The organism is Streptomyces sp. NPDC007164 (assembly GCF_040634135.1).
GTDB classification, from domain to species: Bacteria; Actinomycetota; Actinomycetes; order Streptomycetales; family Streptomycetaceae; genus Streptomyces; species Streptomyces sanglieri.
The window spans coordinates 111656-133374 of the sequence record NZ_JBEYFB010000022.1 but is presented as its reverse complement, the minus strand read 5'-3'; the positions used below and the strand labels follow the sequence as shown (position 1 = coordinate 133374).

The following is a 21719-nucleotide window of genomic DNA, read 5'->3' as shown; positions in this document are numbered from 1 at the left end:
AATGCCCCGTGACCGGGCCGACGATCGTCGGCCCGGTCACGGGGCATTGCCGCCCCAAGCGCTAGGAGAAGGAGAAGAGCCTCATGGCCCCTGTAGTGACCAACGTCAGCCCCGCCCAAGGTGCTCCAGCCGGGGGTACCAGCGTCACCATCACCGGCTCCGGCTTCACCGGCGCCACCTTGGTGAGGTTCGGCCCCAACGGCGCCGACTTCGTCCTCGTGAGCGATACACAGATCACGGCCAAGACCCCCACAGGAACCGGTACGGTCAAAGCCACGGTCACGACGCCGACAGGGACCAGCACCCAAAACGCGCTCTTCACCTACACCTCAGTCCCGGCTCTCAGCAGTCTCAGATCTGCCTCCGATCCGACTTGGGGCGAAAACACCCTCTCCGGCGGACTCATCCCCACCTCAGGTCCCACCTCAGGTGGCAATACGGTCACCATCGACGGGACTAACCTCTCCGGCGCCATCTTGGTGAAGTTCGGGAATAACTCGGCGACCATTCTCACCAACACCCCCACCCAGATCACCGTCAGTGCGCCAGCCGGGCCACCGTCCTCGGTCAGCGTCACGGTCACCACGGCTGGCGGCACCAGCAATCCCTTGCCCTACTTCTACATCGCCGCGCCCACCGTCAATGAGCTGTCCACACATCTCGGCCCAGCCACCGGAGGCAACACCGTCACCGTCTTCGGCAGTAATCTGATGCTCACCAGCGCCGTGAGCTTCGGGGGAAATCAGGCCACCACCATCAACGTGGTCTCCGACAACCAGCTGACCGTGACCGCTCCGGCCGGGTCTGGCACGGTCACCGTCACCGACACCACACCGGGCGGGACCAGCACGGCGACGACCACCGGGAATCCTCACTACACATATCTGGGAGCACCCGTCCTAACCAGCCTCACCCCCTCCAATGGCTCTGATCTCGGCGGCGACGCGATCGTGCTAGGCGGCAGCAACCTCACCTTCACCGCAGCAGTGACCTTCGGCGGCCTACCGGCCTCGTTTTCAGCGATCTCCGACACCCAGGTCGTCGCGACCTCCCCGGGCGGAACGCCCGGCACGGTGAATGTCGTGGCACACACCCCGGCCGGGAACAGCAATGCCATGCCCTATGTCTACGACCCGTCCTGAGCCCAGCCCTACGCAGTGGTGTTCGCCGCCGACCGCTACCGGATCCGTTTGCCCCTGGGAGCGGCTACCGGATCGGTCGGCTGGGCGCAGATGCAGGAGCTGTGCCACAGCTGCCGCACGCCCGCCAGCTGTGACGCGAGACCCAGGACCCGGCCAGCCCTCACCGCTACACCCACCTGCCGCATGACCTTCTTGGTTCGGGTATTGACGCCTTCTGTCCGGCCGTTGTGGTGGGCCGCCATCCGCTCCGGAGAAGGTACTCGGCACCCCGGGCGCAACTCCGCAACGAGCGCCGCGGCGAGGCCCGCTGGCACTCAAAGGGCTTCGCCGGACTATCCACCACAAAACGTGGCATCTATATCGTCGCGCGACATCGGCCGTCTCACTTTGCGAGCACCTCCCCACAGTCTCAGAGACGGCCTGAGCAGCAACGGAAGCGGCCTAACGACCCATCAGAACGAGCGTCAAATGAGCGTCACGAGCGTCACGATATCGCCCGTAACGCCCACACCGCACATAATGCGCACGGGTAAAACCGCAGGTCAGGAGCCCTTCACGGCCGGTTCAAGGATGGCAACGCACTCCACATGGTGCGTCATCGGAAACAGATCGAACGCCCGCAACGTCCGCACCCGATACCCGCCCTCCGCGAAGTACGCCAGGTCGCGCGCAAGCGCCGCCGGGTCGCAGGCCACGTAGGCGATGCGGCGGGCGCCCAGTCCCGCCAGGTGGTTGACGACCTGCTTGCCGGCGCCTGCGCGGGGCGGGTCGAGGACGATGAGGTCGCACTCGGTGATGCCGGTGCGCGGGAGGATCTGGTCGACCTTGCCGTGTTCGATGCGGACTCTGTCCAGGTCCTTCAGGTTGTGGCGGGCGTCCTCGACCGCGCGCTTGCCGGACTCGATGCCGAGGACGGCGCCCTTTTCGCCGATGCGCTGGCCGATGGCGCCGGCGAACAGGCCGACGCCGCAGTAGAGGTCGAGGGCCATGTCGTTCTTGCGGGGCAGCAGGCCCTGCATGACGGCGCGGACCAGGGTGTTGGCGGCCTGCGGGTGGACCTGCCAGAAGCCGCCGGAGCCGACGCGGTAGGTGCGGTCGTCGGCGCGCTCGCGGACGAAGGCACGGCCGTGGACGCGGTGGACGCCGCCGTCGCGCTCGTCGACGCGCATCACCGAGACAGGCTTGTCGAGCTCGACCAGGGGCAGCCGGCCGCCGGGCCTCGGGGTGAGGATGACCTGACGGTCGTGGGAACCCGTGGCGGCGATGGCCTCCACCGAGGCCATGCCGGGCCAGTCGCGCTTCTCGATGCCGAGCTCCGTGACGCCGGGGGCGGCGATCAGGCAGCGTTCGACGGGCTCCACGTCGTGCGAGCGGTGCTTGCGCAGGCCGACCTTGCCGTCCTCGTCGATGGCGTACTGGACGCGGGTGCGCCAGGCGGGTACCTCGCCCGGCGGGAGCTTGTCGCCCTCGGCCGGCATGACCGTGCCGTCCCAGCCCGCCTCCTCGGGGGTGAGGCCCGCGAGGCGCTGGAGCTGTTCGGCGATCACTTCGCCCTTGAGCCGGCGCTGGGCGCCGGGCTTGGCGTGCTGCCAGTCGCAGCCGCCGCACTTGCCGGGGCCCGCGTACGGGCAGGGCGCCTCGACGCGGTCCTTGGACGCCTCGATGATCCGTACCGCGTCGGCGCGCAGGAAGCGGGAGTCGCTCTCGCCGTCGGTGACCCTGGCGACGACCTTCTCGCCGGGGAGCGTGTGCCGTACGAACAGGACCCGGCCCTCCGAGGTACGGGCGATGCAGTGGCCGCCGTGTGCGACGGGGCCGACCTCGACCTCGTACTCCTCCCCGACCAGCGACGACGTGGGTTCGTTCTGCATGAGGGGGTGGCTCCAGGGATCAAGGGAATGGGATCAAGGGGAAACGACCGGACAACAACCACGGCCGGACAACAACCTACGATTCTACGTGGGTGTCGTCCGGCCGTTTACCACCGACGGAAGCGGGCCTCGCGGTCAGTTCTTGCCGCTGGGTTCCTTGGGCCTGCGCTCCACCGGGCCGCGGCGCACCGAACCCGGCGCGTTCCATTCGGCGCGCTTCCTGGCGCGCTTCTTGGCCGCCTCCGAGGACTCCAGCTGGTACGGCACGGAGGTCACCATGACGCCCGGGGTGAACAGCAGTCGTCCCTTGAGGCGCAGGGCGCTCTGATTGTGCAGGAGGTGCTCGTACCAGTGGCCGACCACATACTCCGGGATGTACACGCTCACCACGTCGCGCGGGCTCTCCCGGCGCAGGCTCTTCACGTAGTCGATGACAGGGCGGGTCACCTCGCGGTACGGGGAGTCGAGGATCTTCAGCGGGATGTCGATGCCGCGCCGCTCCCAGTCGTCCTTGAGCGCCTTGGTCTCCGCCGGGTCGACGCTGATGGAGAGCGCCTCCAGCCGGTCCGAGCGGATCAGTTTGGCGTAGGCGAGGGCGCGCAGGGTGGGCCGGTGGAGCTTGGAGACCAGGACGATCGAGTGGACCCGGGAGGGCCGGATCGTCTCGTCGGACGGGGTCTCGTCGGCGGCGATCTCCTCGGCGACCCGGTCGTAGTGCCTGCGGATCGCGGTCATCGTCCCGTAGAAGATCACCATGCCGAGGAGCGCGACCCAGGCGCCGTGGGTGAACTTGGTCGCGAGGACGACGACGAGCACCAGGCCGGTGAAGAAGGCGCCGAAGGTGTTGATCGCGCGGGAGCGCACCATGTGGCGGCGCTTGGCCGGGTCCTTCTCCGTCCGCAGGTGGCGGTTCCAGTGCCGGACCATGCCGGTCTGGCTGAGCGTGAAGGAGACGAACACGCCGACGATGTAGAGCTGGATGAGCCGGGTCGAGTCCGCCCCGTAGATCCAGACGAGCAGGATCGCCGCGCCGGCCAGCAGCACGATGCCGTTGGAGAAGGCGAGCCGGTCGCCGCGGGTGTGGAGCTGGCGGGGCAGGTAGCGGTCCTGCGCGAGGATCGAGCCGAGCAGCGGGAAGCCGTTGTACGCGGTGTTGGCGGCCAGGAAGAGCACGAGCGCGGTGGCCGCCGCGAGGATGACGAAGAAGAACGTGCCGTCGCCGAAGACCGCCGCCGCGACCTGTGAGATCACCGGGTCCTGGACGAAGCTGGAGCCGACCGGGACGCCGTGGTTGATCAGGTCCTTGGCCGGGTTCTCGGCCATCTTCACATCGGTGGCCATGGCCAGGCCGATGATGCCGCAGAACATGGTGACGGCGAGCAGGCCCATCATCGCGAGCGTCGTCGCGGCGTTCTTGCTCTTCGGCTTGCGGAAGGCGGGCACGCCGTTGCTGATCGCCTCGACGCCGGTGAGGGCGGCACAGCCGGAGGAGAAGGCCCGCAGCAGCAGGAAGACCAGCGCGAAGCCGCTCAGTCCCGCGTGCTCGGCCTTGATCGTGTAGCCCGAGGTCGGGGCGTGCATGGTGTCACCGAGGACCAGCCCCCGGAACGCACCCCAGATGATCATGATGAAGACGCCGGCCACGAAGAGGTACGTGGGGATGGCGAAGAGCTTGCCGGACTCCTTGACGCCGCGCAGGTTCATCAGCGTCAGCAGCACGATGGCCGCGATCGCGCACACCGTCTTGTGCTCGACGACGAACGGGATCGCGGACCCGAGGTTCTCCACCCCGGAGGAGATCGACACGGCAACGGTCAGCACGTAGTCGACCAGGAGTGCGCTCGCCACGGTCAGCCCGGCCTTGGGGCCGAGGTTGGTGGTGGCGACCTCGTAGTCACCACCACCGCTCGGGTATGCGTGCACGTTCTGGCGGTAGGAGGCGACGACCGTGAACATCAGGACCACGACGGCGAGCGCGATCCAGGGGCTGAAGTGGTACGCCGACACGCCCGCGATGGAGAGCACCAGGAGGACTTCTCCGGGCGCGTAGGCCACCGAGGACAGCGGGTCGGATGCGAAGACGGGAAGTGCGATGCGCTTCGGGAGGAGCGTCTCTCCCAGCTTGTCGCTGCGCAGCGCCCGTCCGATCAGGATCCGTTTGGGCACGTCGGTCAGTTTGGACACGCTGAGGATCGTAAGCGCTCCGTATGGAAGCCGCAGACGCACCACCCCCGTGGCCCTGCAATCTCCTGCGCTCGGCCGAAAACGCCACGGAATCCTTAACGAAATCCTTGCGCGCGGGCGCCCGTCCGCTCAGGCGTCCACACGCCCGCGCGCTCAGGTATCCGCGCCCTCAGTCATCCGCGAAAAGGGCGCTGTAGCCATTCAGCGCGGGCTGGCCGCCGAGATGCGCGTAAAGGACGGTGGAATCGCGGGCGATCTCGCCGCGCGCCACGAGATCGATCGTTCCCGCCATCGACTTCCCCTCGTACACGGGGTCGGTGACCATGCCCTCGGTACGGGCGGCGAGCCGCATGGCGTCGAGGGTGATGTCGTCGGGGATGCCGTAGGTGCCCGCGTGGTAGCGCTCGTCGAGCTCGATGTCGTCCACGGTGAGTTCCCGGCGCACGCCGATGAGCCCTGCGGTGGCGGCCGCGATCCGGGCGATCTGCTCGCGGGTCCGGGTGGGTTCCGCGGAGGCGTCGATGCCCAGTACGCGTCGCGGGCGGGCGCCCGCCTCCTCCAGCGCGGCGAAGCCCGCGACCATGCCTGCCTGGGTGGAGCCGGTCACCGAGCAGACCACCACGGTGTCGAAGAACACGCCGAGTGCGCGTTCCTGCTCGGCGACCTCGTACGCCCAGTTCGCGAAGCCGAGACCGCCCAGCGGGTGGTCGGACGCGCCCGCGGGGATGGCGTACGGCCTGCCGCCGCCCTCCTCCACCTCGCGCAGTGCCTGCTCCCAGCTCTCCTTGACCCCGATGCCGAACCCGGCGTGCACCAGCCGTACGTCGGCGCCGGCCAGCCGGCTGATCAGGATGTTGCCGACCTTGTCGTAGACGGCGTCGGGCCACTCGACCCAGCTCTCCTGGATGAGTACGCACTTGAGACCGGCGCGGGCGGCGACCGCTGCGACCTGTCGGGTGTGGTTGGACTGGACGCCGCCTATGGACACGAGGGTGTCGCAGCCCTTCGTAAGGGCGTCGGCGACGAGGTATTCGAGCTTGCGGGTCTTGTTGCCGCCGTAGGCGATGCCGGAGTTGCAGTCCTCCCGCTTGGCCCAGACTGCCGCGCCCCCGAGGTGCTCGGTGAGCCGGTCGAGGCGGTGCACGGGCGAGGGGCCGAAGAGGAGGGGGTAACGCTCGTACGAGGAGATGGACACGGGGCTCCCTTGGTCGGGGGTCGGGGGTGGGGGTGGAGGACGGGGCGAGCGTCGGAGGTCGGGCGTCGGGCGTCGGGTGGGATTGGTCGGCGGGCCGCTCGGGCCGCAGGACCGTTCAGGCGGTTCGGGCTACTCGGGCCGCTCGGGCTACTCAGGCAGTTCGGGCCGCTCGGACTACTCGGGCTGTTCGTCGGCCAGCTCTTCGAGCGCCCGCCAGATCTCGGCGGTGATCCGGACCGCCGCTTCGGCGTCACGCGCCGCGCACGCCTCGATCAGCTGCTCGTGCAGCTCCGCCGAGCCGTGTGCGGAGCCGGCCGTGCCGAACCGCCGCCACTCCAGGCGCCGGATCAACGGGGTGTAGCGCTCGACGGTGGCGGCCACGGCCCCGTTGCCGCAGGCGGCGACGAGTACGTCGTGGAGCCGGTCGTCGGCGCGCAGCGCCTCCGCCACGTCGCCACGGCCGGTCGCCTTCCGGAACCGTTCGTTGGCCGCGCGCATCACGGTGATGTCCGCGTCCGTGAGGTGGGGTACGGCGGTCCTGGCGGCCAGCTCCTGCATGGCTCGTACGACGGCCGCCGCGTCCCGGACGTCGCCCGGGACCAGCCGGGTCACCCGGGTGTAGCTCTGTGGCTTGGATTCGACGAGGCCCTCGCCGCCGAGCCGGGACAGCGCGTCGCGGACCGGGGCCCGGGAGAGCCCGAGGCGGTCGGCGAGGTCGGCGTCGCGGACGGGGGCACCGGGCGGGATGTCACCGCGGACGATGGCGTCGCGGATCGCTTCGTACGCGGTGTCCCGCAGCAGGGTCCGCCGGACGGGGCGCAGGGTCTCCATGAACTGACATGTTAGATGTCTGTGCCCTCCACACTCAAGGGTCCGTGCGCTCAGGAGTCCGTACGTCCGGTCTTCGCCGCCCTCCGCGCGGGGCGCGGCGAAAGTCCACTCGGATGAGGCTTCGCACTCCGGGCCGCATAAGCTCATCCTGGGCAACGGGACACACCGTTGCCCCGTTGTTTGCCCGGCAAGCTGAGAAAGAAGTGTGAGCAGGGTGTTTTCGCAGGTCAGCCGGACGACCAGGACTGCGAGGTAGGCGCAAGGTGCACATCGTCATCATGGGCTGCGGGCGAGTAGGAGCCGCTCTCGCGCAGACCCTGGAGCAGCAGGGGCACACGGTCGCCGTCGTCGACCAGGACCCGACGGCGTTCCGCCGGCTCGGGTCGGGATTCGGCGGACGGCGCGTCACGGGTGTCGGCTTCGACCAGGACACCCTCCGCGAGGCGGGTATCGAGGAGGCCGGCGCGTTCGCGGCGGTGAGCAGCGGCGACAACTCGAACATCATCGCCGCCCGGGTGGCCCGCGAGATGTTCGGCATCGAGAATGTCGCGGCGCGGATCTACGACCCCCGGCGTGCCGAGGTCTACCAGCGTCTCGGCATCCCCACGGTCGCCACCGTGCGCTGGACCGCGGACCAGATGCTGCGGCGGCTGCTGCCTTCGGGCGCCGAGCCGCTGTGGCGGGATCCGAGCGGTGGTGTGCAGCTCGCGGAAGTGCACACCACGCCGTCCTGGATCGGCCACAAGATCAGCACGCTGCAGGAGGAGACGGGCGTCCGCGTGGCGTTCCTCACCCGGCTGGGCGAAGCCATACTGCCCACCTCGCAGACGGTGCTGCAGGAGGGCGACCTGGTCCACGTGATGATGCGTACGGACGAGATCGCGAAGGTCGAGGCGGCCTTCGCCGAGGGTCCTGAGGAGGGCGGTCACTGATGCGTGTCGCGATTGCCGGGGCCGGTGCGGTGGGTCGTTCCATCGCGGGCGAGCTGCTGGAGAACGGGCACGAGGTGCTGCTCGTCGACAAGGCGCCGACCGCCATCTCGGTGGAGCGGGTGCCGATGGCCGAGTGGCTGCTGGCGGACGCCTGCGAGATCACCTCGCTCGACGAGGCGGCGCTGCAGCGCTGCAGCGTCGTGATCGCCGCGACCGGCGACGACAAGGTGAACCTGGTCGTCTCGCTGCTCGCCAAGACGGAGTACGGCGTGCCGAGGGTCGTCGCCCGGGTCAACAACCCGAAGAACGAGTGGCTGTTCAACGAGGCCTGGGGTGTCGACGTGGCGGTCTCCACGCCGCGTCTGATGTCGGCCCTGGTCGAGGAGGCGGTGAGCGTCGGCGATCTGGTCCGGCTGCTGCGCTTCAGCCACGGCGACGCCAACCTGGTCGAGCTGACCCTGCCCCCGGAGTCGGCGCTGGCCGGCACCCAGGTCGGTGAAGTGGCCTGGCCCGAGGACACCTCGCTGGTCACCATCATCCGCGGGCAGCGGGTTCTGACGCCGAACACCGAGGAGACCCTGGAGGCCGGCGACGAGCTGCTGTTCGTGGCCGCGCAGGCTCGCGAGGAGCAGCTGGAGGACCTGCTGTCGGTGCGCCGGGGCGACTCGGACGACTGAGGGCAGGGTGTACGTACGGGGAGGGCCCGGAACCGTGTGTCACGGTTCCGGGCCCTCCCCGTAGTTTCGGAGTGGCTGTCCGCCGCCTCTCAGAACTCCTGGTTGCGCGCCGCGGCGGCCTCGGCCGCCTTCCGGTCCTTCTCCGCCTGCTCCTCGGCCTCCATCTCAGCGAAGACGTCGATGGGCGGCGGCGCCTTGGCGAGGAAGACCCAGGTCAGATAGACCGCGAGGAGGAACGGGGGGATCTTCAGGGCGACCAGGACCCAGCCGAACTGGGTGGTGTCGGCCCACCAGTACAGCGGGAAGAGGATCGCGCACTTGGCGAGCAGGATCAGGCCCCAGGCGTAACTGGCCTTGGCGTACGCCTTCTTGCGGCCGGGGTTCCTGGTGCGCCAGGAGAGGTTCTCCTTGAACACCGGCCCCAGGATCAGGCCGATCAGCGGCAGCCCGGCCACCGTGGTGATCAGGTAGGCCAGGGCCAGGCCGAGCGTGTAGAGCATGCCCGGCAGGTAGAAGTCCTTGGCGTTGCCGGTCATCTTCGCGAAGACCACACCGAAGGCCACACCGAAGACACCGCTGAAGGCGTGCTTGACGGTGTCCCTGCGGATCAGCCGGACGGCCACGAGCACCAGCGACACCACGACGGCCGCGATGGCGGAGTTCGTCAGGTTCTTGTCGATGGTGAAGATCGTGACGAAGAGCAGTCCGGGCAGGACTGTCTCCACCATGCCCCGGACACCGCCGAACGCCTCGAAGAGCGCGGCCTCGGTGACCGCCTTCGCGTCGGCCGCCTCCTGATCGGTGCGGGTGGTGTGGTCCGTGTCGGACGTCGGCTTGTCGAGAGACGTCACCGGCTACTCCTTGCCGAGCGGTCGGAGTTCGTATTTGGGATTGAACAGCACCCGGCGCCCGTGGCTCATGGCGATCCGGCCCGAGGCGATGAGCTTGCGCCCCGGTTCTATGCCCACGATGGAGCGCCGGCCCAGCCAGACAACGTCCAGCGGAGCGGTGCCGTCGAAGAGCTCGGCCTCCAGGGCGGGCACTCCGGCGCGCGGCCGCAGGGTGACGGTCCGCAAGGTACCAGTCACCTTCACGATCTGGCGGTCGGTGCATTCGGAGATCCGTGTGCAGCCCGAGGCCTGCGAGTCCTCCTGGAGCTCCTCGGACTCAAGGTCCTCCTGCGAGGTGGACAGCCGGTCGAGCATCCGCCGGAAGCGGCCCGACGGCTTTTCCGCCTTGCCGGACTTGTCGGATCGAGGAACAGCGCTCATATCCGAAGGGTACCGGTCCCGGCTGCTCCGAGCGGCTGTCCCCGGTCTCACTCGAACGGGTGACCGGACGCAGGCCCCGGGTGACCGGACACAGACCCCGCAGGACGGCCCGGCCACCCTCATGAACAGCGGCCCGGCCACCCCCGCAGCCGGCGGAGGGCTGCTGCCCGCCTGCCCCGCCGCCCGTTCAGCCGCGCTCGAAGCGGTACCCCATGCCCGGTTCGGTGACGAAGTGCCGGGGGTGCGAGGGGTCGGCCTCCAGCTTGCGCCGCAGCTGGGCCATGTAGACCCGCAGATAGTTGGTCTCGGTGCCGTACGAGGGCCCCCAGACCTCCTGGAGCAGCTGCTTCTGGCTGACCAGCCGGCCGCTGTTGCGGACCAGGACCTCCAGCAGGTGCCACTCGGTGGGGGTGAGCCGTACGTCGCGCCCCTCGCGGTGGACCTTCTTCGCCGCCAGGTCGACGGTGAAACCCTCGGTCTCGACGATCACGATGTCGTCGGAGCCCTGCTGCCCGACGGGTTCGGCGCGGCGGACCGAGGCGCGCAGCCGGGCCAGCAGTTCGTCCATGCCGAACGGCTTGGTGACGTAGTCGTCCGCGCCGGCGTCCAGGGCCTCCACCTTCTCGTCGGAGGTGTGACGGGCGGAGAGGACGAGGATCGGCACCCGGGTCCAGCCGCGCAGCCCCTTGATCACCTCGACGCCGTCCATGTCCGGCAGCCCGAGGTCGAGGACGACCACGTCGGGGTGGCGGGCGGCGGCGAGCTGGAGGGCGGTGGCGCCGTCGGGCGCCGCGTCCACCTCGTACTTGCGCGCCTTCAGGTTGATCACGAGGGCGCGTACGATCTGCGGCTCGTCGTCGACCACAAGCACCCGGGTCATGGGGGCCCTGCCTTTCTGCTGTACGGCGATCTCCCGGGACGTACCGGAGATCATGAGGTGATCCGCGTGGTCGGGCGTTCCGCCCGGTTCATGAGGTGACCCGCGCGGGCAGGTCGGGGCTGACCGGAACGTACCCCGACGCCGCCTTGAGCGTGAGCACCATGGTGAGGCCGCCGCCGGGAGTGTCCTCGGCGTCCAGCGTGCCGCCCATGGACTCCACGAAGCCGCGGGCCACGGCGAGGCCCAGTCCGACGCCGGCGCCGCGCGGGGCGTCGCCGTAGCGCTGGAAGGGCTCGAAGATGCGCTCCTTGGCGTCGTCGGGGACGCCGGGGCCGCGGTCGGCCACTCGTAGCTCGACGCGTTCGCCGAGTGCGCTGGCGGCCACCGTGACGCGTTCCGCGTAGCGGCTGTACTTCACAGCGTTCTCGACGATGTTGGCGACGGCCCGCTCCAGCAGCCCGGGGTCGACCTCGACCATCGGCAGGGTCTCGGGGATGTCCAGGTCGACGCTGTCCTCGGGGACACCGCCGAGCGCCATCGGGACCACCTCGTCGAGATCGATCTCGCGGATCAGCGGGGTGACGGTGCCGGTCTGGAGCCTGGACATGTCCAGGAGGTTGCCCACCAGGTGGTCGAGGCGGTCGGCGCCGTTCTCGATGCCCTCCAGGAGTTCGGCCTGGTCCTCGTCGGACCAGGCAACGTCGTCGGAGCGCAGCGAGCTGACGGCGGCCTTGATGGCGGCGAGCGGGGTACGCAGGTCGTGGCTGACGGCGGCGAGCAGCGCCGTCCTGATCCGGTTGCCCTCGGCGAGCCGCCGGGCCTCCTCCGCCTCGTCGACCAGGCGCTGCCGCTCCAGTACGACGGCGGCCTGCGCGGCGAACGCGCCGAGCACCCGGCGGTCCTCGGCGGGCAGCACCCGGCCGGACAGGGCCAGCGCCATGTGGTCGCCGACGGGCATGTCCACATCGGCGTCCTCCGGCCGGGCCACCGGGCCCGGCCCGACGCTGCCGGCACACGTCCACGGGTCGACGTCGCTCTCGCGTTCCAGCAGGGCGACGGACTCCATGCCGAAGGTCTCGCGGACCCGGTCCAGAAGCGCGTCCAGCGTCGTCTCGCCGCGCAGCACGCTGCCGGCCAGGAAGGAGAGAATCTCCGACTCGGCGCGCAGCCGGGCCGCCTGGTGGGTGCGGCGGGCCGCCAGATCGACGACCGAGGCTACCGAGACCGCCACCGCGAAGAAGATCACGATGGCGACGAAGTTCTCCGGGTCCTGCACCGTCAGGGTGTGGGTGGGCGGGGTGAACCAGTAGTTCAGCAGCAGCGAGCCGGCGGCGGCCGACGCGAGGGCGGGCAGCAGTCCGCCGAGCAGGGCCGCGGCGACCGTCATGAAGAGGAAGAGCAGTACGTCGTTGGCGAGCCCGGGGCCATTGCCCAGGCCGCTCAGGAGCAGCGTGAGAAGGGCCGGGCCGCCCACCCCGACCAGCCAGCCCCACATGATCCGGACCCGGCCCAGGCGGGCGCCGCGGGCGATGGGCAGGCCGCGTCCCTTGGCGACCTCTTCGTGGGTGACGATGTGGACGTCGAGGTCGGGCCCGGACTCCCGGGCGACGGTGGCGCCCACTCCCGGTCCGTAGATGTACTGCCAGGCCTTGCGGCGGCTGGAGCCGAGGACGATCTGCGTGGCGTTCACCCCACGGGCGAATTCGAGGAGCGCCGAGGGTATGTCGTCGCCGATGACGTGGTGGAACGTGCCACCGAGGTCCTCCACGAGGGTGCGCTGGACGGTGAGTTCCTTGGGGGACGCGGAGGTCAGCCCGTCGCTGCGGGCTATGTAGACGGCGAGGATCTCGCTGCCCGAGCCCTTCGCCGCCATCCGGGACGCGCGGCGGATGAGCGTACGGCCCTCGGGGCCGCCGGTGAGTCCGACGACGATGCGTTCGCGGGCCTGCCAGGTGGTGCGGATGTTGTGCTCGCCGCGGTACTGCTGGAGGTATTCGTCGACCCGGTCGGCGACCCAGAGCAGGGCCAGCTCGCGCAGGGCGGTCAGGTTGCCGGGGCGGAAGTAGTTGGAGAGGGAGGCATCGATCCGGTCCGGCTTGTATATGTTGCCGTGGGCCATCCGGCGGCGCAGTGCCTGTGGCGACATGTCGACCAGTTCGAGCTGGTCGGCCCGGCGGACGACCTCGTCGGGGACGGTCTCGCGCTGTCGCACACCGGTTATCGCCTCGACGACGTCACCGAGCGACTCCAGGTGCTGGATGTTGACCGTGGACACCACGTCGATGCCGGCCTGGAGGAGCTCCTCGACGTCCTGCCAGCGTTTGGCGTTGCGGGAGCCCGGCACATTGGTGTGTGCCAGTTCGTCCACCAGGGCTACGGCGGGGGCGCGCTCCAGGACCGCGTCGACGTCCATCTCGGTGAAGAGGGCGGAGCGGTACTCGATCTCGCGGCGCCGGACCTGTTCCAGACCGTGCAGCATGACCTCGGTGCGCGGCCGGTCGTGGTGTTCCACGAAGGCGACGACGCAGTCGGTGCCGCGCTCCACGCGCCGATGGGCCTCGGAGAGCATCGCGTACGTCTTGCCGACGCCGGGTGCCGCACCCAGATAGATCCGAAGCTTGCCGCGTGCCATGGCCCCATTGTCTTCTCTTGAACCCGGCTGCGTCCGATGCGGCAGCCGCTTCGAAGCTACCTCGCGGATTGTCGACAAATGGGACGACAGGGGGAGCGGGGGACCGTATTGACACGATTCTGACGCCGCGGACGGGCCACGGGCGCCCCGCGAAGGCCCCGCTGCCCCACGGGCCCGCCGCCCAGCCGACCGCCGCCCCGCCGCTACGCGTGCTCGACGATGTGCCCGTCGCTCAGTTCCAGTACCCGGTCCGCCAGACCCAGCAGCTGGGGGTCGTGCGTCGCCACCAGTGCGGTGACGCGCTCGCTCCGTACCACCGCGCGCAGCAGCTCCATCACCGCGAGCCCGGTCTCCGCGTCGAGCTGTCCGGTCGGCTCGTCCGCGATCAGCAGGGCGGGCCGGTTGGCGAGGGCGCGGGCGATGGCGACGCGCTGCTGCTGGCCCCCGGACAGCTCGCCGGGGCGCTGGGCGGTGTGATCCGCCAGGCCGACCAGGGAGAGCAGCAGCGCCACCCGGTCCTCGCGTTCGCGCGGGTCCGCCTTGCGCAGCCGCATGGGCACGCCGACGTTCTCCGCCGCGGTCAGGATCGGGATGAGGCCGAACGACTGGAAGATGAAGCCGATCCGGTCCCGGCGCAGTTCCAGGAGTCCGTCCTCGTCCAGCTCGGCGAGGTCCGTGCCGTCGACGGTGATCCGGCCGGCGTCGGGGCTGTCCAGCCCGCCGAGCAGGTTGAGGAGGGTCGTCTTGCCGGAGCCCGACCGGCCCTTGAGCGCGACCAGCTCGCCGCGCGGCACCTCGAAGGACACCCCGCGCAGCGCGTGCACGGCTCCGGCGCCGGAGCCGTACGAACGGTGCAGGTCCTCGACCCGGACCATGGGACCGCCGGCAGGCTCCTCGGCGACCGCGGTGCCGCCCTGTCCGTCGATGCCCGTACGGCCGGTGCTCTCGCTCATGTCTCTCCCCGTAAACGTGCTCGGTCCCCGTAGGCCGCCAGTATGTGCAATGCGCACAGCGCTGGACAATGGCCGACGGCTGTCGGGCCTCCGGCCGGACAGCGATGCGGCGGGTGTGCCGCACCACCACCCTGTCGAAGTGCTACCGCTTTCCGACAACTTCACGACAACTTTCTGACACCGGCCGACCAGCCTGGCCGACGTCCGGGCCGGCGGGGCGAGCGCCCCGTCCTGACCGTCCGGACCGTCTTGAAAGGGTGCGTATGACGTCACGCAGGAGCCTTCCCCGGCTGGCGGCCACGGTTCTCGGGGTATCCCTGACCCTGTCCGCGGCCCCCGCCGCCACCGCGGACACGCGGCTCCCCACCACCCCCGCCGTCTCCGAGCAACAGGTCATGCCCCATCTGCGCGCCCTGCAGCGCATCGCGGACCGCAACGGCGGCAACCGCGCACACGGCACGAAGGGGTACGCGGAGTCGGTGGCGTACGTGAAACACGCCCTGGACCGGGCCGGATTCCGTACGAAACTGGTCCCCTTCACCCACGACGGCGCCACCGGCAACAGCCTGATCGCCGACTGGCCGGGCGGTGACCCGGACCATGTGCTGATGACCGGCGCCCACCTCGACAGCGTGAAGGAGGGGCCGGGGATCAACGACAACGGCTCGGGTTCGGCCGCGGTCCTGGCCACCGCCCTCCAAGTGGCCAGGACCGGCCTGAAGCCCGAACGGCATCTGCGGTTCGCGTGGTGGGGCGCCGAGGAACCGGGGCTGATCGGCTCGGCGGAGTACGTCAGGAAGCTCTCCGCGGCCGAGCGCCGCAGGATCGACGTCTATCTCAACTTCGATCAGGCGGGCAGCAGGAACACCCGGCAGTGGCTCGTGATCCACGACGACGAGCACGGTGAGACCGAGGCCCAGCAGGCGTTCGAGGCGTGGTTCGCCGAGCGGTCCATCCCCACCTTCGACATCGGCGTCGGCGGCTCGGACCACGAGTCGTTCGGCAACGCCGGCATCCCGTCGTCCGGCTTCAGCACCGGTATCTCGGACTGCATCCACGAGGCGTGCGACGACCTGTCCAACGTGGATCCGAAGACGGAGCGGATCAGCACCGACGCCATCGTCGGCGTGCTGTGGAAGCTCGCCGCCACCACCCCCCGGCACTGACCGCCACCCCCAGGAACGAGACATGTACAGACTCCTGAACCGACGCCGCAGGACCGTTGCCGCCCTGGTGACCGCGGTCGTGAGCGGTTCCGTGCTGGCCGCCGTCCCCGCCTCGGCCGCCATCGGCGGCCCCGGTCTCGGCGACCCGTACTTCCCCGACGACGGCAATTCCGGCTACGACGTCTCCCACTACGACGTCCGCATCTCCTACGACCCGGCGCACACCGACCGGCTCGACGGCGACACCACCGTCACCGCCCGCGCCCTGACCCGCCTGGACCGGTTCAGCCTGGACCTCAAGGGCTTCACCGTGGCATCGGTGAAGGTGAACGGCGCCCCGGCGAAGGCCTTCTCCCGGGCCGGCGCCCACGAACTGGTCGTCACCCCGGCCCGCCCGGTGGCGAAGGGCTCGACGTTCGAGGTCCGGGTGGAGTACGCGGGCCGGCCCGACCCCGAGGGCTGGCACACCCTGGAGACCGGCGGCGCGAACGTGGCGGGCGAACCGCACTCCGCGACCTCCTGGTACCCCTCCAACGACCACCCGTCCGACAAGGCCACCTTCGCCCTCACCGCGACGGTCCCCGACGGCTGGACGGCCATCGGCAACGGCCTGCCAGGCCCCGAGAGCGTCAAGGACGGCCGAAGGACCTTCCGCTGGTTCGAGAACAGGCCGATGGCCACCTACCTCAGCACGGTCGCCATCGACCGGTTCACCGTCCACCGCGGCCGGACCGCCGCCGGGACACCGGTCATCACGGCGTACAGCCCGGATGCCGTCATCGACGCCGAGGCGGAGGCCCAGCAGACGGAGATCCTGGACTTCCTGGCCGCGAAGTTCGGCCCGTACCCGTTCTCCTCCGCGGGTGCCATCGTCGTCGGGGCCTCGAAGGATCCCGGCAACGGCCCCCTCGCCCTGGAGACACAGAGCCGCCCCACCTACGGCTCCATGCTCTTCGACGCCTCGATGGTCCATGAGAACACCCACCAGTGGTTCGGTGACAGCGTCTCGTTCAAGGACTGGCGGGACGGCTGCGTCGCCGAGTGCTTCGCCCAGTACGCGGGGCAGTTGTGGGAGGAGCACAAGGGCGCCGACCTGGACCAGGGCTACTACCGGTCCGAGGTGGAGGAGTACAGGGACGATCCTTCGTTCTGGTCCGTCAAGCTCTACGACCCGGGACCGGGCAAGGAACTGGACGGGGCCCTGTACTTCAAGGGCTCGCTGATGCTGCACGCCCTGCGCCGCACGGTGGGTGACGAGGCGTTCTTCCGGACGCTGCGGACCTGGACCCGCGACCACGCGTACGGCAATGCCTCGTTCCGGCAGTTCGAGACGCTGGCGGCGAAGGTCTCGGGCAAGGACCTCAAGGGCTTCTTCGCGGCGTGGGCGGACGGCACGGTGATCCCGCCTCACAAGTACCTGTACCCGGGCACCCTGGCCCGGTGAACAGGTGTGGCGGGGCGCCGGGGCCGGCCCCGGTGTCCCGCCACGCGGGCCTGCTCAGACCACGCTCACTTCACCAACTGCTTGAGCGCGATGTTGAGCTGGAGGACATTGACCCTCGGCTCCCCCACGAAGCCCAGGATCCGGCCGTCCGTGTGCTGTCCGACGAGCTTCTCCACCTGGCCGACGGAGAGGTGGTTGCGCTCGGCCACCCGGCGCACCTGGAGCTGTGCGTACGCCGGGGAGATGGCCGGGTCGAGGCCGGAGCCGGAGGAGGTGACGGCGTCGGCCGGCACGTCCGAGGGGCTGACCGGGTGGCCGGGGACGGAGTTGTCCTTGACCACGGCGGCCTTGGCCTTCCGCACCCAGTCGATCAGCTCCTTGTTGTCGCCGGAGCGGTTGGTCGCGCCGGAGAGGATCAGCTTGTACTGGGTGTTGACGCTGTTGGTGCCCAGGCCGTTGGAGGGGCGCGGCTGGAACCACTTGAGGTCCGGGGCCGCGGTCTCCTGCCCCTTCTTCAGCGGCAGGTCGTAGCGCTGGCCGATGAGTTCGGAGCCCATGACCTTGCCGTTCGCCGATATCTCGGAGCCATTGGCCTGGTGGGGGAAGACGCCCTGGGCGACGCCGGTGACGGCGAGCGGGTAGAGCACGCCGCAGACGACGGTGAGGACGAGCAGGGCGCGCAGCCCGGCCCAGAGCAACCGGGCCGTGTTTGCAGGGGAGTTGTTCATGGCAGGTCAGCCGATTCCTAGATTCAGTTCAGCCCGGGTACGAGGGAGATGACCATGTCGATGATCTTGATGCCGATGAACGGGGCGACCAGACCGCCGATTCCGTAGATCCCCAGGTTGCGCCGGAGCATCGAGTCGGCGCTGCTGGGCCGGTAGCGCACGCCCTTCAGGGCGAGCGGCACCAGCGCGACGATGATCAGCGCGTTGAAGATCACGGCCGACAGGATCGCGGACTGGGGCGAGGACAGCTGCATGATGTTCAGCTTGTCCAGGCCGGGATAGACCACGGCGAACATCGCCGGGATGATCGCGAAGTACTTCGCGACGTCGTTGGCGATCGAGAAGGTGGTCAGGGCTCCACGGGTGATGAGCAACTGCTTGCCGATCTCGACGATCTCGATCAGCTTCGTGGGGTTGGAGTCCAGGTCCACCATGTTCCCGGCCTCCTTGGCGGCCGAGGTGCCGGTGTTCATGGCCACGCCGACATCCGCCTGGGCGAGCGCGGGGGCGTCGTTCGTGCCGTCGCCGGTCATCGCGACGAGCTTGCCGCCCGCCTGCTCCCGCTTGATGAGGGCCATCTTGTCCTCGGGCGTGGCCTCGGCGAGGAAGTCGTCGACGCCGGCCTCATCGGCGATGGCCTTCGCGGTCAGCGGGTTGTCACCGGTGATCATGACCGTACGGATGCCCATCCGGCGCAGCTCGTCGAACCGCTCCCGCATCCCCTCCTTGACGACGTCCTTGAGGTGGATGACACCGAGGACCCGGGCTCCCCGCTCGTCCTCCAGGGCCACCAGCAGCGGTGTGCCGCCCGCCTCGGAGATCCTGTCGGTGAGCGCCTGCGCCTCCTGCGAGACGCTGCCGCCGCGCTCCTCGACCCAGGCGACGACCGAGCCGGTGGCGCCCTTGCGGACCCTGCGCCCGTCCACATCGACGCCGGACATGCGTGTCTGGGCGGTGAACGCGACCCACTCGGCCTGCCGGAGCTCGCCCTGGTGGCGCTCGCGCAGCCCGTACTTCTCCTTGGCGAGCACGACGATCGAGCGGCCCTCCGGCGTCTCGTCGGCCAGCGAGGAGAGCTGGGCGGCGTCGGCCAGTTCGGCCTCGGTGGTGCCCTTGACGGGTACGAACCCGGCGGCCTGCCGATTGCCGAGCGTGATGGTGCCGGTCTTGTCGAGCAGCAGCGTCGAGACGTCCCCGGCGGCCTCGACGGCCCGCCCCGACATGGCGAGGACGTTGCGCTGCACGAGGCGGTCCATGCCGGCGATGCCGATGGCGGAGAGCAGTGCTCCGATCGTCGTCGGGATCAGGCAGACCAGCAGGGCGGTCAGCACGATCATCGACTGCTTCTGCCCGGCGTAGACCGCGAAGGGCTGGAGGGTGACGACAGCGAGCAGGAAGACGACGGTCAGGGACGCGAGAAGGATGTTCAGCGCGATCTCGTTGGGTGTCTTCTGCCGGGCGGCGCCCTCGACCAGGGCGATCATCCGGTCGATGAACGTCTCGCCGGGCCTGGTGGTGATCTTGACGACGATCCGGTCGGAGAGCACCTTCGTACCCCCGGTGACGGCGCTCCGGTCGCCGCCGGACTCGCGGATGACGGGCGCGGACTCACCGGTGATCGCGGATTCGTCGACGCTCGCCACGCCCTCGACGACGTCTCCGTCGCCGGGGATGATGTCACCGGCCTCGCAGACCACCAGGTCGCCGACGCGGAGTTCGGTGCCGGGCACCCGCTCCTCGTTCGAGCCGATGATCCTGCGGGCGACGGTGTCGGTCTTGGCCTTGCGCAGCGTGTCGGCCTGCGCCTTGCCGCGGCCCTCTGCGACCGCCTCCGCCAGGTTGGCGAAGATCGTGGTCAGCCAGAGCCAGACCGCGATCGCCCAGCCGAACCACTCCCCCGGGTTCAGGCACGCCAGCACGGTGGTGAATACCGAACCGACCAGCACCACGAACATCACCGGGGACTTGACCATCACCCGGGGGTCGAGCTTGCGTACGGCGTCGGGGAAGGACCGGATCAGCTGTGCGGGGTCGAACAGGCCCCCGCCGACCCGCTCTTCGCTCCGGTGACCCGTGGGCGCGTCCTGGTGCGGTGCCCGGGTGGGGGTGACAGTGGACATCGAGTCCTCTTGCTCCGTACGAGTGGTCATGACGCCAGCCCTTCGGCCAGCGGCCCCAGCGCCAGGGCCGGGAAGTAGGTCAGCCCGGTGATGATCAGGATCGTGCCGACCAGGAGGGTGCTGAAGAGCGGCTTGTGCGTGCCCAGGGTTCCCACGGTCGCCGGTACGGGCTTCTGCTCGGCGAGCGAGCCGGCCAGCGCGAGGATGAACACCATCGGCAGGAACCGGCCGAGCAGCATCGCGAGGCCGATCGTGGTGTTGAACCACTGGGTGTCCGCGTTGAGCCCGGCGAACGCCGAACCGTTGTTGTTCGCGCCCGAGGTGTAGGCGTAGAGGATCTCGGAGAATCCGTGTGCGCCGGTGTTGGTCATCGAGTGGGGCGGGGTGGGCAGCGCCATCGCCGCGGCGGTGAAGCAGAGCACCAGGGCCGGGGTGATGAGGATGTAGCAGGCCGCGAGCTTGATCTCCCGGGTGCCGATCTTCTTGCCGAGGTACTCCGGCGTGCGGCCGACCATCAGTCCGGCGATGAACACCGCGATGATCGCCATGACGAGCATCCCGTAGAGACCGGAGCCGACGCCTCCGGGGGCGATCTCGCCGAGCTGCATGCCCAGCATGGTGATCCCGCCGCCGAAGCCCGTGTACGAGGAGTGGAAGGAGTTCACCGCACCGGTGGAGGTGAGGGTCGTGGCCACCGCGAAGATCGACGATCCGGCGATCCCGAACCGGGTCTCCTTGCCCTCCATCGCCCCGCCCGCGATGTCGAAAGCGGGCCCGTGGTGGGCGAATTCGGTCCACATCATCAGGGTGGTGAAACCCAGCCAGATGACGCCCATCGCCGCGAGGATCGCGTAACCCTGCTTGAGCAAGCCGACCATCCGGCCGAAGGTCCGCGTCAGTGCGAAGGGGATGACCAGGATCAGGAAGATCTCCAGCAGGTTGGACAGCCCGTTGGGGTTCTCGAACGGGTGGGCGGAGTTGGCGTTGAAGTAGCCGCCGCCGTTGGTCCCGAGCTCCTTGATGGCCTCCTGGGAGGCCACGGCGCCGCCGTTCCACTGCTGCGGACCGCCCATGAACTGTCCGACCTCGTGGATGCCGGCGAAGTTCTGGATCGCGCCGCAGGCCACCAGCAGCAGTGCGCCCACCGCGGCCATCGGCAGCAGGATCCGTACGACCCCCCGGACCAGGTCGGCCCAGAAGTTGCCGAGTTCGCCGGTGCGGGACCTGGCGAAACCGCGTACGAGCGCCACGGCGACCGCGATGCCCACCGCCGCCGAGACGAAGTTCTGCACCGCGAGGCCGCCGGTCTGCACGACGTGGCCCATGGCCTGTTCGCCGGAGTACGACTGCCAGTTGGTGTTGGCGACGAACGACGCCGCCGTGTTGAACGCCTGGTCCGGATCGATCGGGGCGAAGCCGAGCGAACCGGGCAGCGAACCCTGCAGCCGTTGCAGCAGATAGAGGAAGAGGACGCTCACCGAGGAGAAGGCGAGCACCCCACGCAGATACGCGGGCCAGCGCATCTGCCGGTCGGGGTCGGCACCCACGGCCTTGTACATCCACTTCTCGACCCGGAGGTGCTTGGTCGAGGAGTAGACGCCGGCCATGTGGTCGCCGAGCGGACGGTACGCCAGCCCCAGCGCCACCACGAGCGCGAGGACCTGGAGCACACCGGCGAGGACGGGGCTCATAT

17 protein-coding genes are annotated in these 21719 nt (G+C 69.6%); 5 read left to right on the top strand and 12 right to left on the bottom strand.

The features are described from left to right. Nucleotides 1-83 precede the first annotated feature (83 nt). Nucleotides 84-1142, top strand: coding sequence for an IPT/TIG domain-containing protein (locus ABZ622_RS25540; RefSeq protein ID WP_360546875.1), 1059 nt, complete (start codon nucleotides 84-86; stop codon nucleotides 1140-1142). Between the two features lie 542 nt (nucleotides 1143-1684). Here the strand turns inward: ABZ622_RS25540 and ABZ622_RS25535 are convergent. The 4 genes from ABZ622_RS25535 to ABZ622_RS25520 all read right to left on the bottom strand — a co-directional run bounded on the left by ABZ622_RS25535 (nucleotide 1685) and on the right by ABZ622_RS25520 (nucleotide 7223). After that, nucleotides 1685-3013 (bottom strand): class I SAM-dependent RNA methyltransferase, encoded by a 1329-nt coding sequence (locus ABZ622_RS25535; protein ID WP_360546873.1) that lies wholly within the window; start codon nucleotides 3011-3013, stop codon nucleotides 1685-1687. Between the two features lie 135 nt (nucleotides 3014-3148). Beyond that, nucleotides 3149-5197, bottom strand: coding sequence for an APC family permease (locus tag ABZ622_RS25530; RefSeq protein WP_360546871.1), 2049 nt, complete (start codon nucleotides 5195-5197; stop codon nucleotides 3149-3151). Nucleotides 5198-5366: 169 nt separating this feature from the next. Then, nucleotides 5367-6392, bottom strand: coding sequence for a 1-aminocyclopropane-1-carboxylate deaminase (locus ABZ622_RS25525; protein ID WP_360546869.1), 1026 nt, complete (start codon nucleotides 6390-6392; stop codon nucleotides 5367-5369). Nucleotides 6393-6566: 174 nt separating this feature from the next. Beyond that, the gene (locus ABZ622_RS25520) at nucleotides 6567-7223 is read right to left on the bottom strand and encodes a GntR family transcriptional regulator (protein ID WP_360546867.1); all 657 of its coding nucleotides are present in this window, start codon (nucleotides 7221-7223) and stop codon (nucleotides 6567-6569) included. 263 nt (nucleotides 7224-7486) lie between these two features. Between ABZ622_RS25520 and ABZ622_RS25515 the strand changes: the two genes are divergently transcribed. Further along, nucleotides 7487-8155, top strand: coding sequence for a TrkA family potassium uptake protein (locus ABZ622_RS25515; protein ID WP_124721011.1), 669 nt, complete (start codon nucleotides 7487-7489; stop codon nucleotides 8153-8155). Beyond that, on the top strand, nucleotides 8155-8832 hold the full coding sequence (locus ABZ622_RS25510; protein ID WP_360546865.1) for a TrkA family potassium uptake protein: 678 nt from the start codon (nucleotides 8155-8157) through the stop codon (nucleotides 8830-8832). The genes ABZ622_RS25515 and ABZ622_RS25510 overlap by 1 nt, the downstream gene beginning before the upstream one ends. An 89-nt stretch (nucleotides 8833-8921) precedes the next feature. On the opposite strand, the gene ABZ622_RS25505 is transcribed toward ABZ622_RS25510, so the two are convergent. The 5 genes from ABZ622_RS25505 to ABZ622_RS25485 form a co-directional block, all read right to left on the bottom strand. After that, entirely contained in the window at nucleotides 8922-9683 is a 762-nt protein-coding gene (locus ABZ622_RS25505) for a DUF3159 domain-containing protein (RefSeq protein ID WP_360546863.1), read from the bottom strand. A 3-nt stretch (nucleotides 9684-9686) separates the two neighbouring features. Further along, nucleotides 9687-10103, bottom strand: a complete 417-nt coding sequence (locus tag ABZ622_RS25500; RefSeq protein ID WP_164495335.1) for an OB-fold nucleic acid binding domain-containing protein — start codon at nucleotides 10101-10103, stop codon at nucleotides 9687-9689. 187 nt (nucleotides 10104-10290) lie between these two features. Then, entirely contained in the window at nucleotides 10291-10983 is a 693-nt protein-coding gene (locus tag ABZ622_RS25495; protein WP_124721532.1) for a response regulator, read from the bottom strand. A gap of 88 nt (nucleotides 10984-11071) precedes the next feature. Further along, nucleotides 11072-13615 carry an ATP-binding protein gene (locus tag ABZ622_RS25490; protein ID WP_360546861.1) on the bottom strand — a complete coding sequence of 848 codons (2544 nt, stop codon included), beginning with the start codon at nucleotides 13613-13615 and terminating at the stop codon, nucleotides 11072-11074. A gap of 203 nt (nucleotides 13616-13818) precedes the next feature. Beyond that, nucleotides 13819-14568 (bottom strand): ABC transporter ATP-binding protein, encoded by a 750-nt coding sequence (locus tag ABZ622_RS25485; protein WP_360546859.1) that lies wholly within the window; start codon nucleotides 14566-14568, stop codon nucleotides 13819-13821. Between the two features lie 263 nt (nucleotides 14569-14831). On the opposite strand from ABZ622_RS25485, the gene ABZ622_RS25480 reads away from it, so the two are divergent. Both ABZ622_RS25480 and ABZ622_RS25475 read left to right on the top strand, forming a co-directional pair. Then, entirely contained in the window at nucleotides 14832-15734 is a 903-nt protein-coding gene (locus tag ABZ622_RS25480) for a M20/M25/M40 family metallo-hydrolase (RefSeq protein WP_360546857.1), read from the top strand. A 22-nt stretch (nucleotides 15735-15756) separates the two neighbouring features. Continuing rightward, complete coding sequence (locus ABZ622_RS25475; protein ID WP_360546855.1) at nucleotides 15757-17178, top strand: M1 family metallopeptidase; 1422 nt, start codon at nucleotides 15757-15759, stop codon at nucleotides 17176-17178. Nucleotides 17179-17243: 65 nt separating this feature from the next. On the opposite strand, the gene ABZ622_RS25470 is transcribed toward ABZ622_RS25475, so the two are convergent. The 3 genes from ABZ622_RS25470 to kdpA are packed head-to-tail and all read right to left on the bottom strand — an operon-like array spanning nucleotide 17244 to nucleotide 21717. Then, entirely contained in the window at nucleotides 17244-17906 is a 663-nt protein-coding gene (locus ABZ622_RS25470) for a potassium-transporting ATPase subunit C (protein ID WP_360546853.1), read from the bottom strand. A 23-nt stretch (nucleotides 17907-17929) separates the two neighbouring features. Beyond that, nucleotides 17930-20056, bottom strand: coding sequence for a potassium-transporting ATPase subunit KdpB (gene kdpB, locus ABZ622_RS25465; RefSeq protein ID WP_360546851.1), 2127 nt, complete (start codon nucleotides 20054-20056; stop codon nucleotides 17930-17932). Beyond that, nucleotides 20053-21717: a potassium-transporting ATPase subunit KdpA gene (gene kdpA / locus ABZ622_RS25460; RefSeq protein WP_360546849.1), complete on the bottom strand. Its 1665-nt coding sequence runs from the start codon at nucleotides 21715-21717 to the stop codon at nucleotides 20053-20055. Before kdpA ends, kdpB begins: the two co-directional genes overlap by 4 nt. Nucleotides 21718-21719 lie beyond the last annotated feature (2 nt).

Bases quoted from the DNA above. Each gene is read 5' to 3' on its own strand.
- ABZ622_RS25470 (WP_360546853.1), bottom strand. From the start codon at position 17,906: ATGAACAACTCCCCTGCAAACACGGCCCGGTTGCTCTGGGCCGGGCTG.
- ABZ622_RS25480 (WP_360546857.1), top strand. From the start codon at position 14,832: ATGACGTCACGCAGGAGCCTTCCCCGGCTGGCGGCCACGGTTCTCGGG.
- ABZ622_RS25535 (WP_360546873.1), bottom strand. From the start codon at position 3,013: ATGCAGAACGAACCCACGTCGTCGCTGGTCGGGGAGGAGTACGAGGTC.
- kdpB (WP_360546851.1), bottom strand. From the start codon at position 20,056: ATGACCACTCGTACGGAGCAAGAGGACTCGATGTCCACTGTCACCCCC.
- ABZ622_RS25540 (WP_360546875.1), top strand. From the start codon at position 84: ATGGCCCCTGTAGTGACCAACGTCAGCCCCGCCCAAGGTGCTCCAGCC.
- ABZ622_RS25490 (WP_360546861.1), bottom strand. From the start codon at position 13,615: ATGGCACGCGGCAAGCTTCGGATCTATCTGGGTGCGGCACCCGGCGTC.
- ABZ622_RS25475 (WP_360546855.1), top strand. From the start codon at position 15,757: ATGTACAGACTCCTGAACCGACGCCGCAGGACCGTTGCCGCCCTGGTG.
- ABZ622_RS25500 (WP_164495335.1), bottom strand. From the start codon at position 10,103: ATGAGCGCTGTTCCTCGATCCGACAAGTCCGGCAAGGCGGAAAAGCCG.
- ABZ622_RS25495 (WP_124721532.1), bottom strand. From the start codon at position 10,983: ATGACCCGGGTGCTTGTGGTCGACGACGAGCCGCAGATCGTACGCGCC.
- ABZ622_RS25520 (WP_360546867.1), bottom strand. From the start codon at position 7,223: ATGGAGACCCTGCGCCCCGTCCGGCGGACCCTGCTGCGGGACACCGCG.
- kdpA (WP_360546849.1), bottom strand. From the start codon at position 21,717: ATGAGCCCCGTCCTCGCCGGTGTGCTCCAGGTCCTCGCGCTCGTGGTG.
- ABZ622_RS25510 (WP_360546865.1), top strand. From the start codon at position 8,155: ATGCGTGTCGCGATTGCCGGGGCCGGTGCGGTGGGTCGTTCCATCGCG.
- ABZ622_RS25485 (WP_360546859.1), bottom strand. From the start codon at position 14,568: ATGAGCGAGAGCACCGGCCGTACGGGCATCGACGGACAGGGCGGCACC.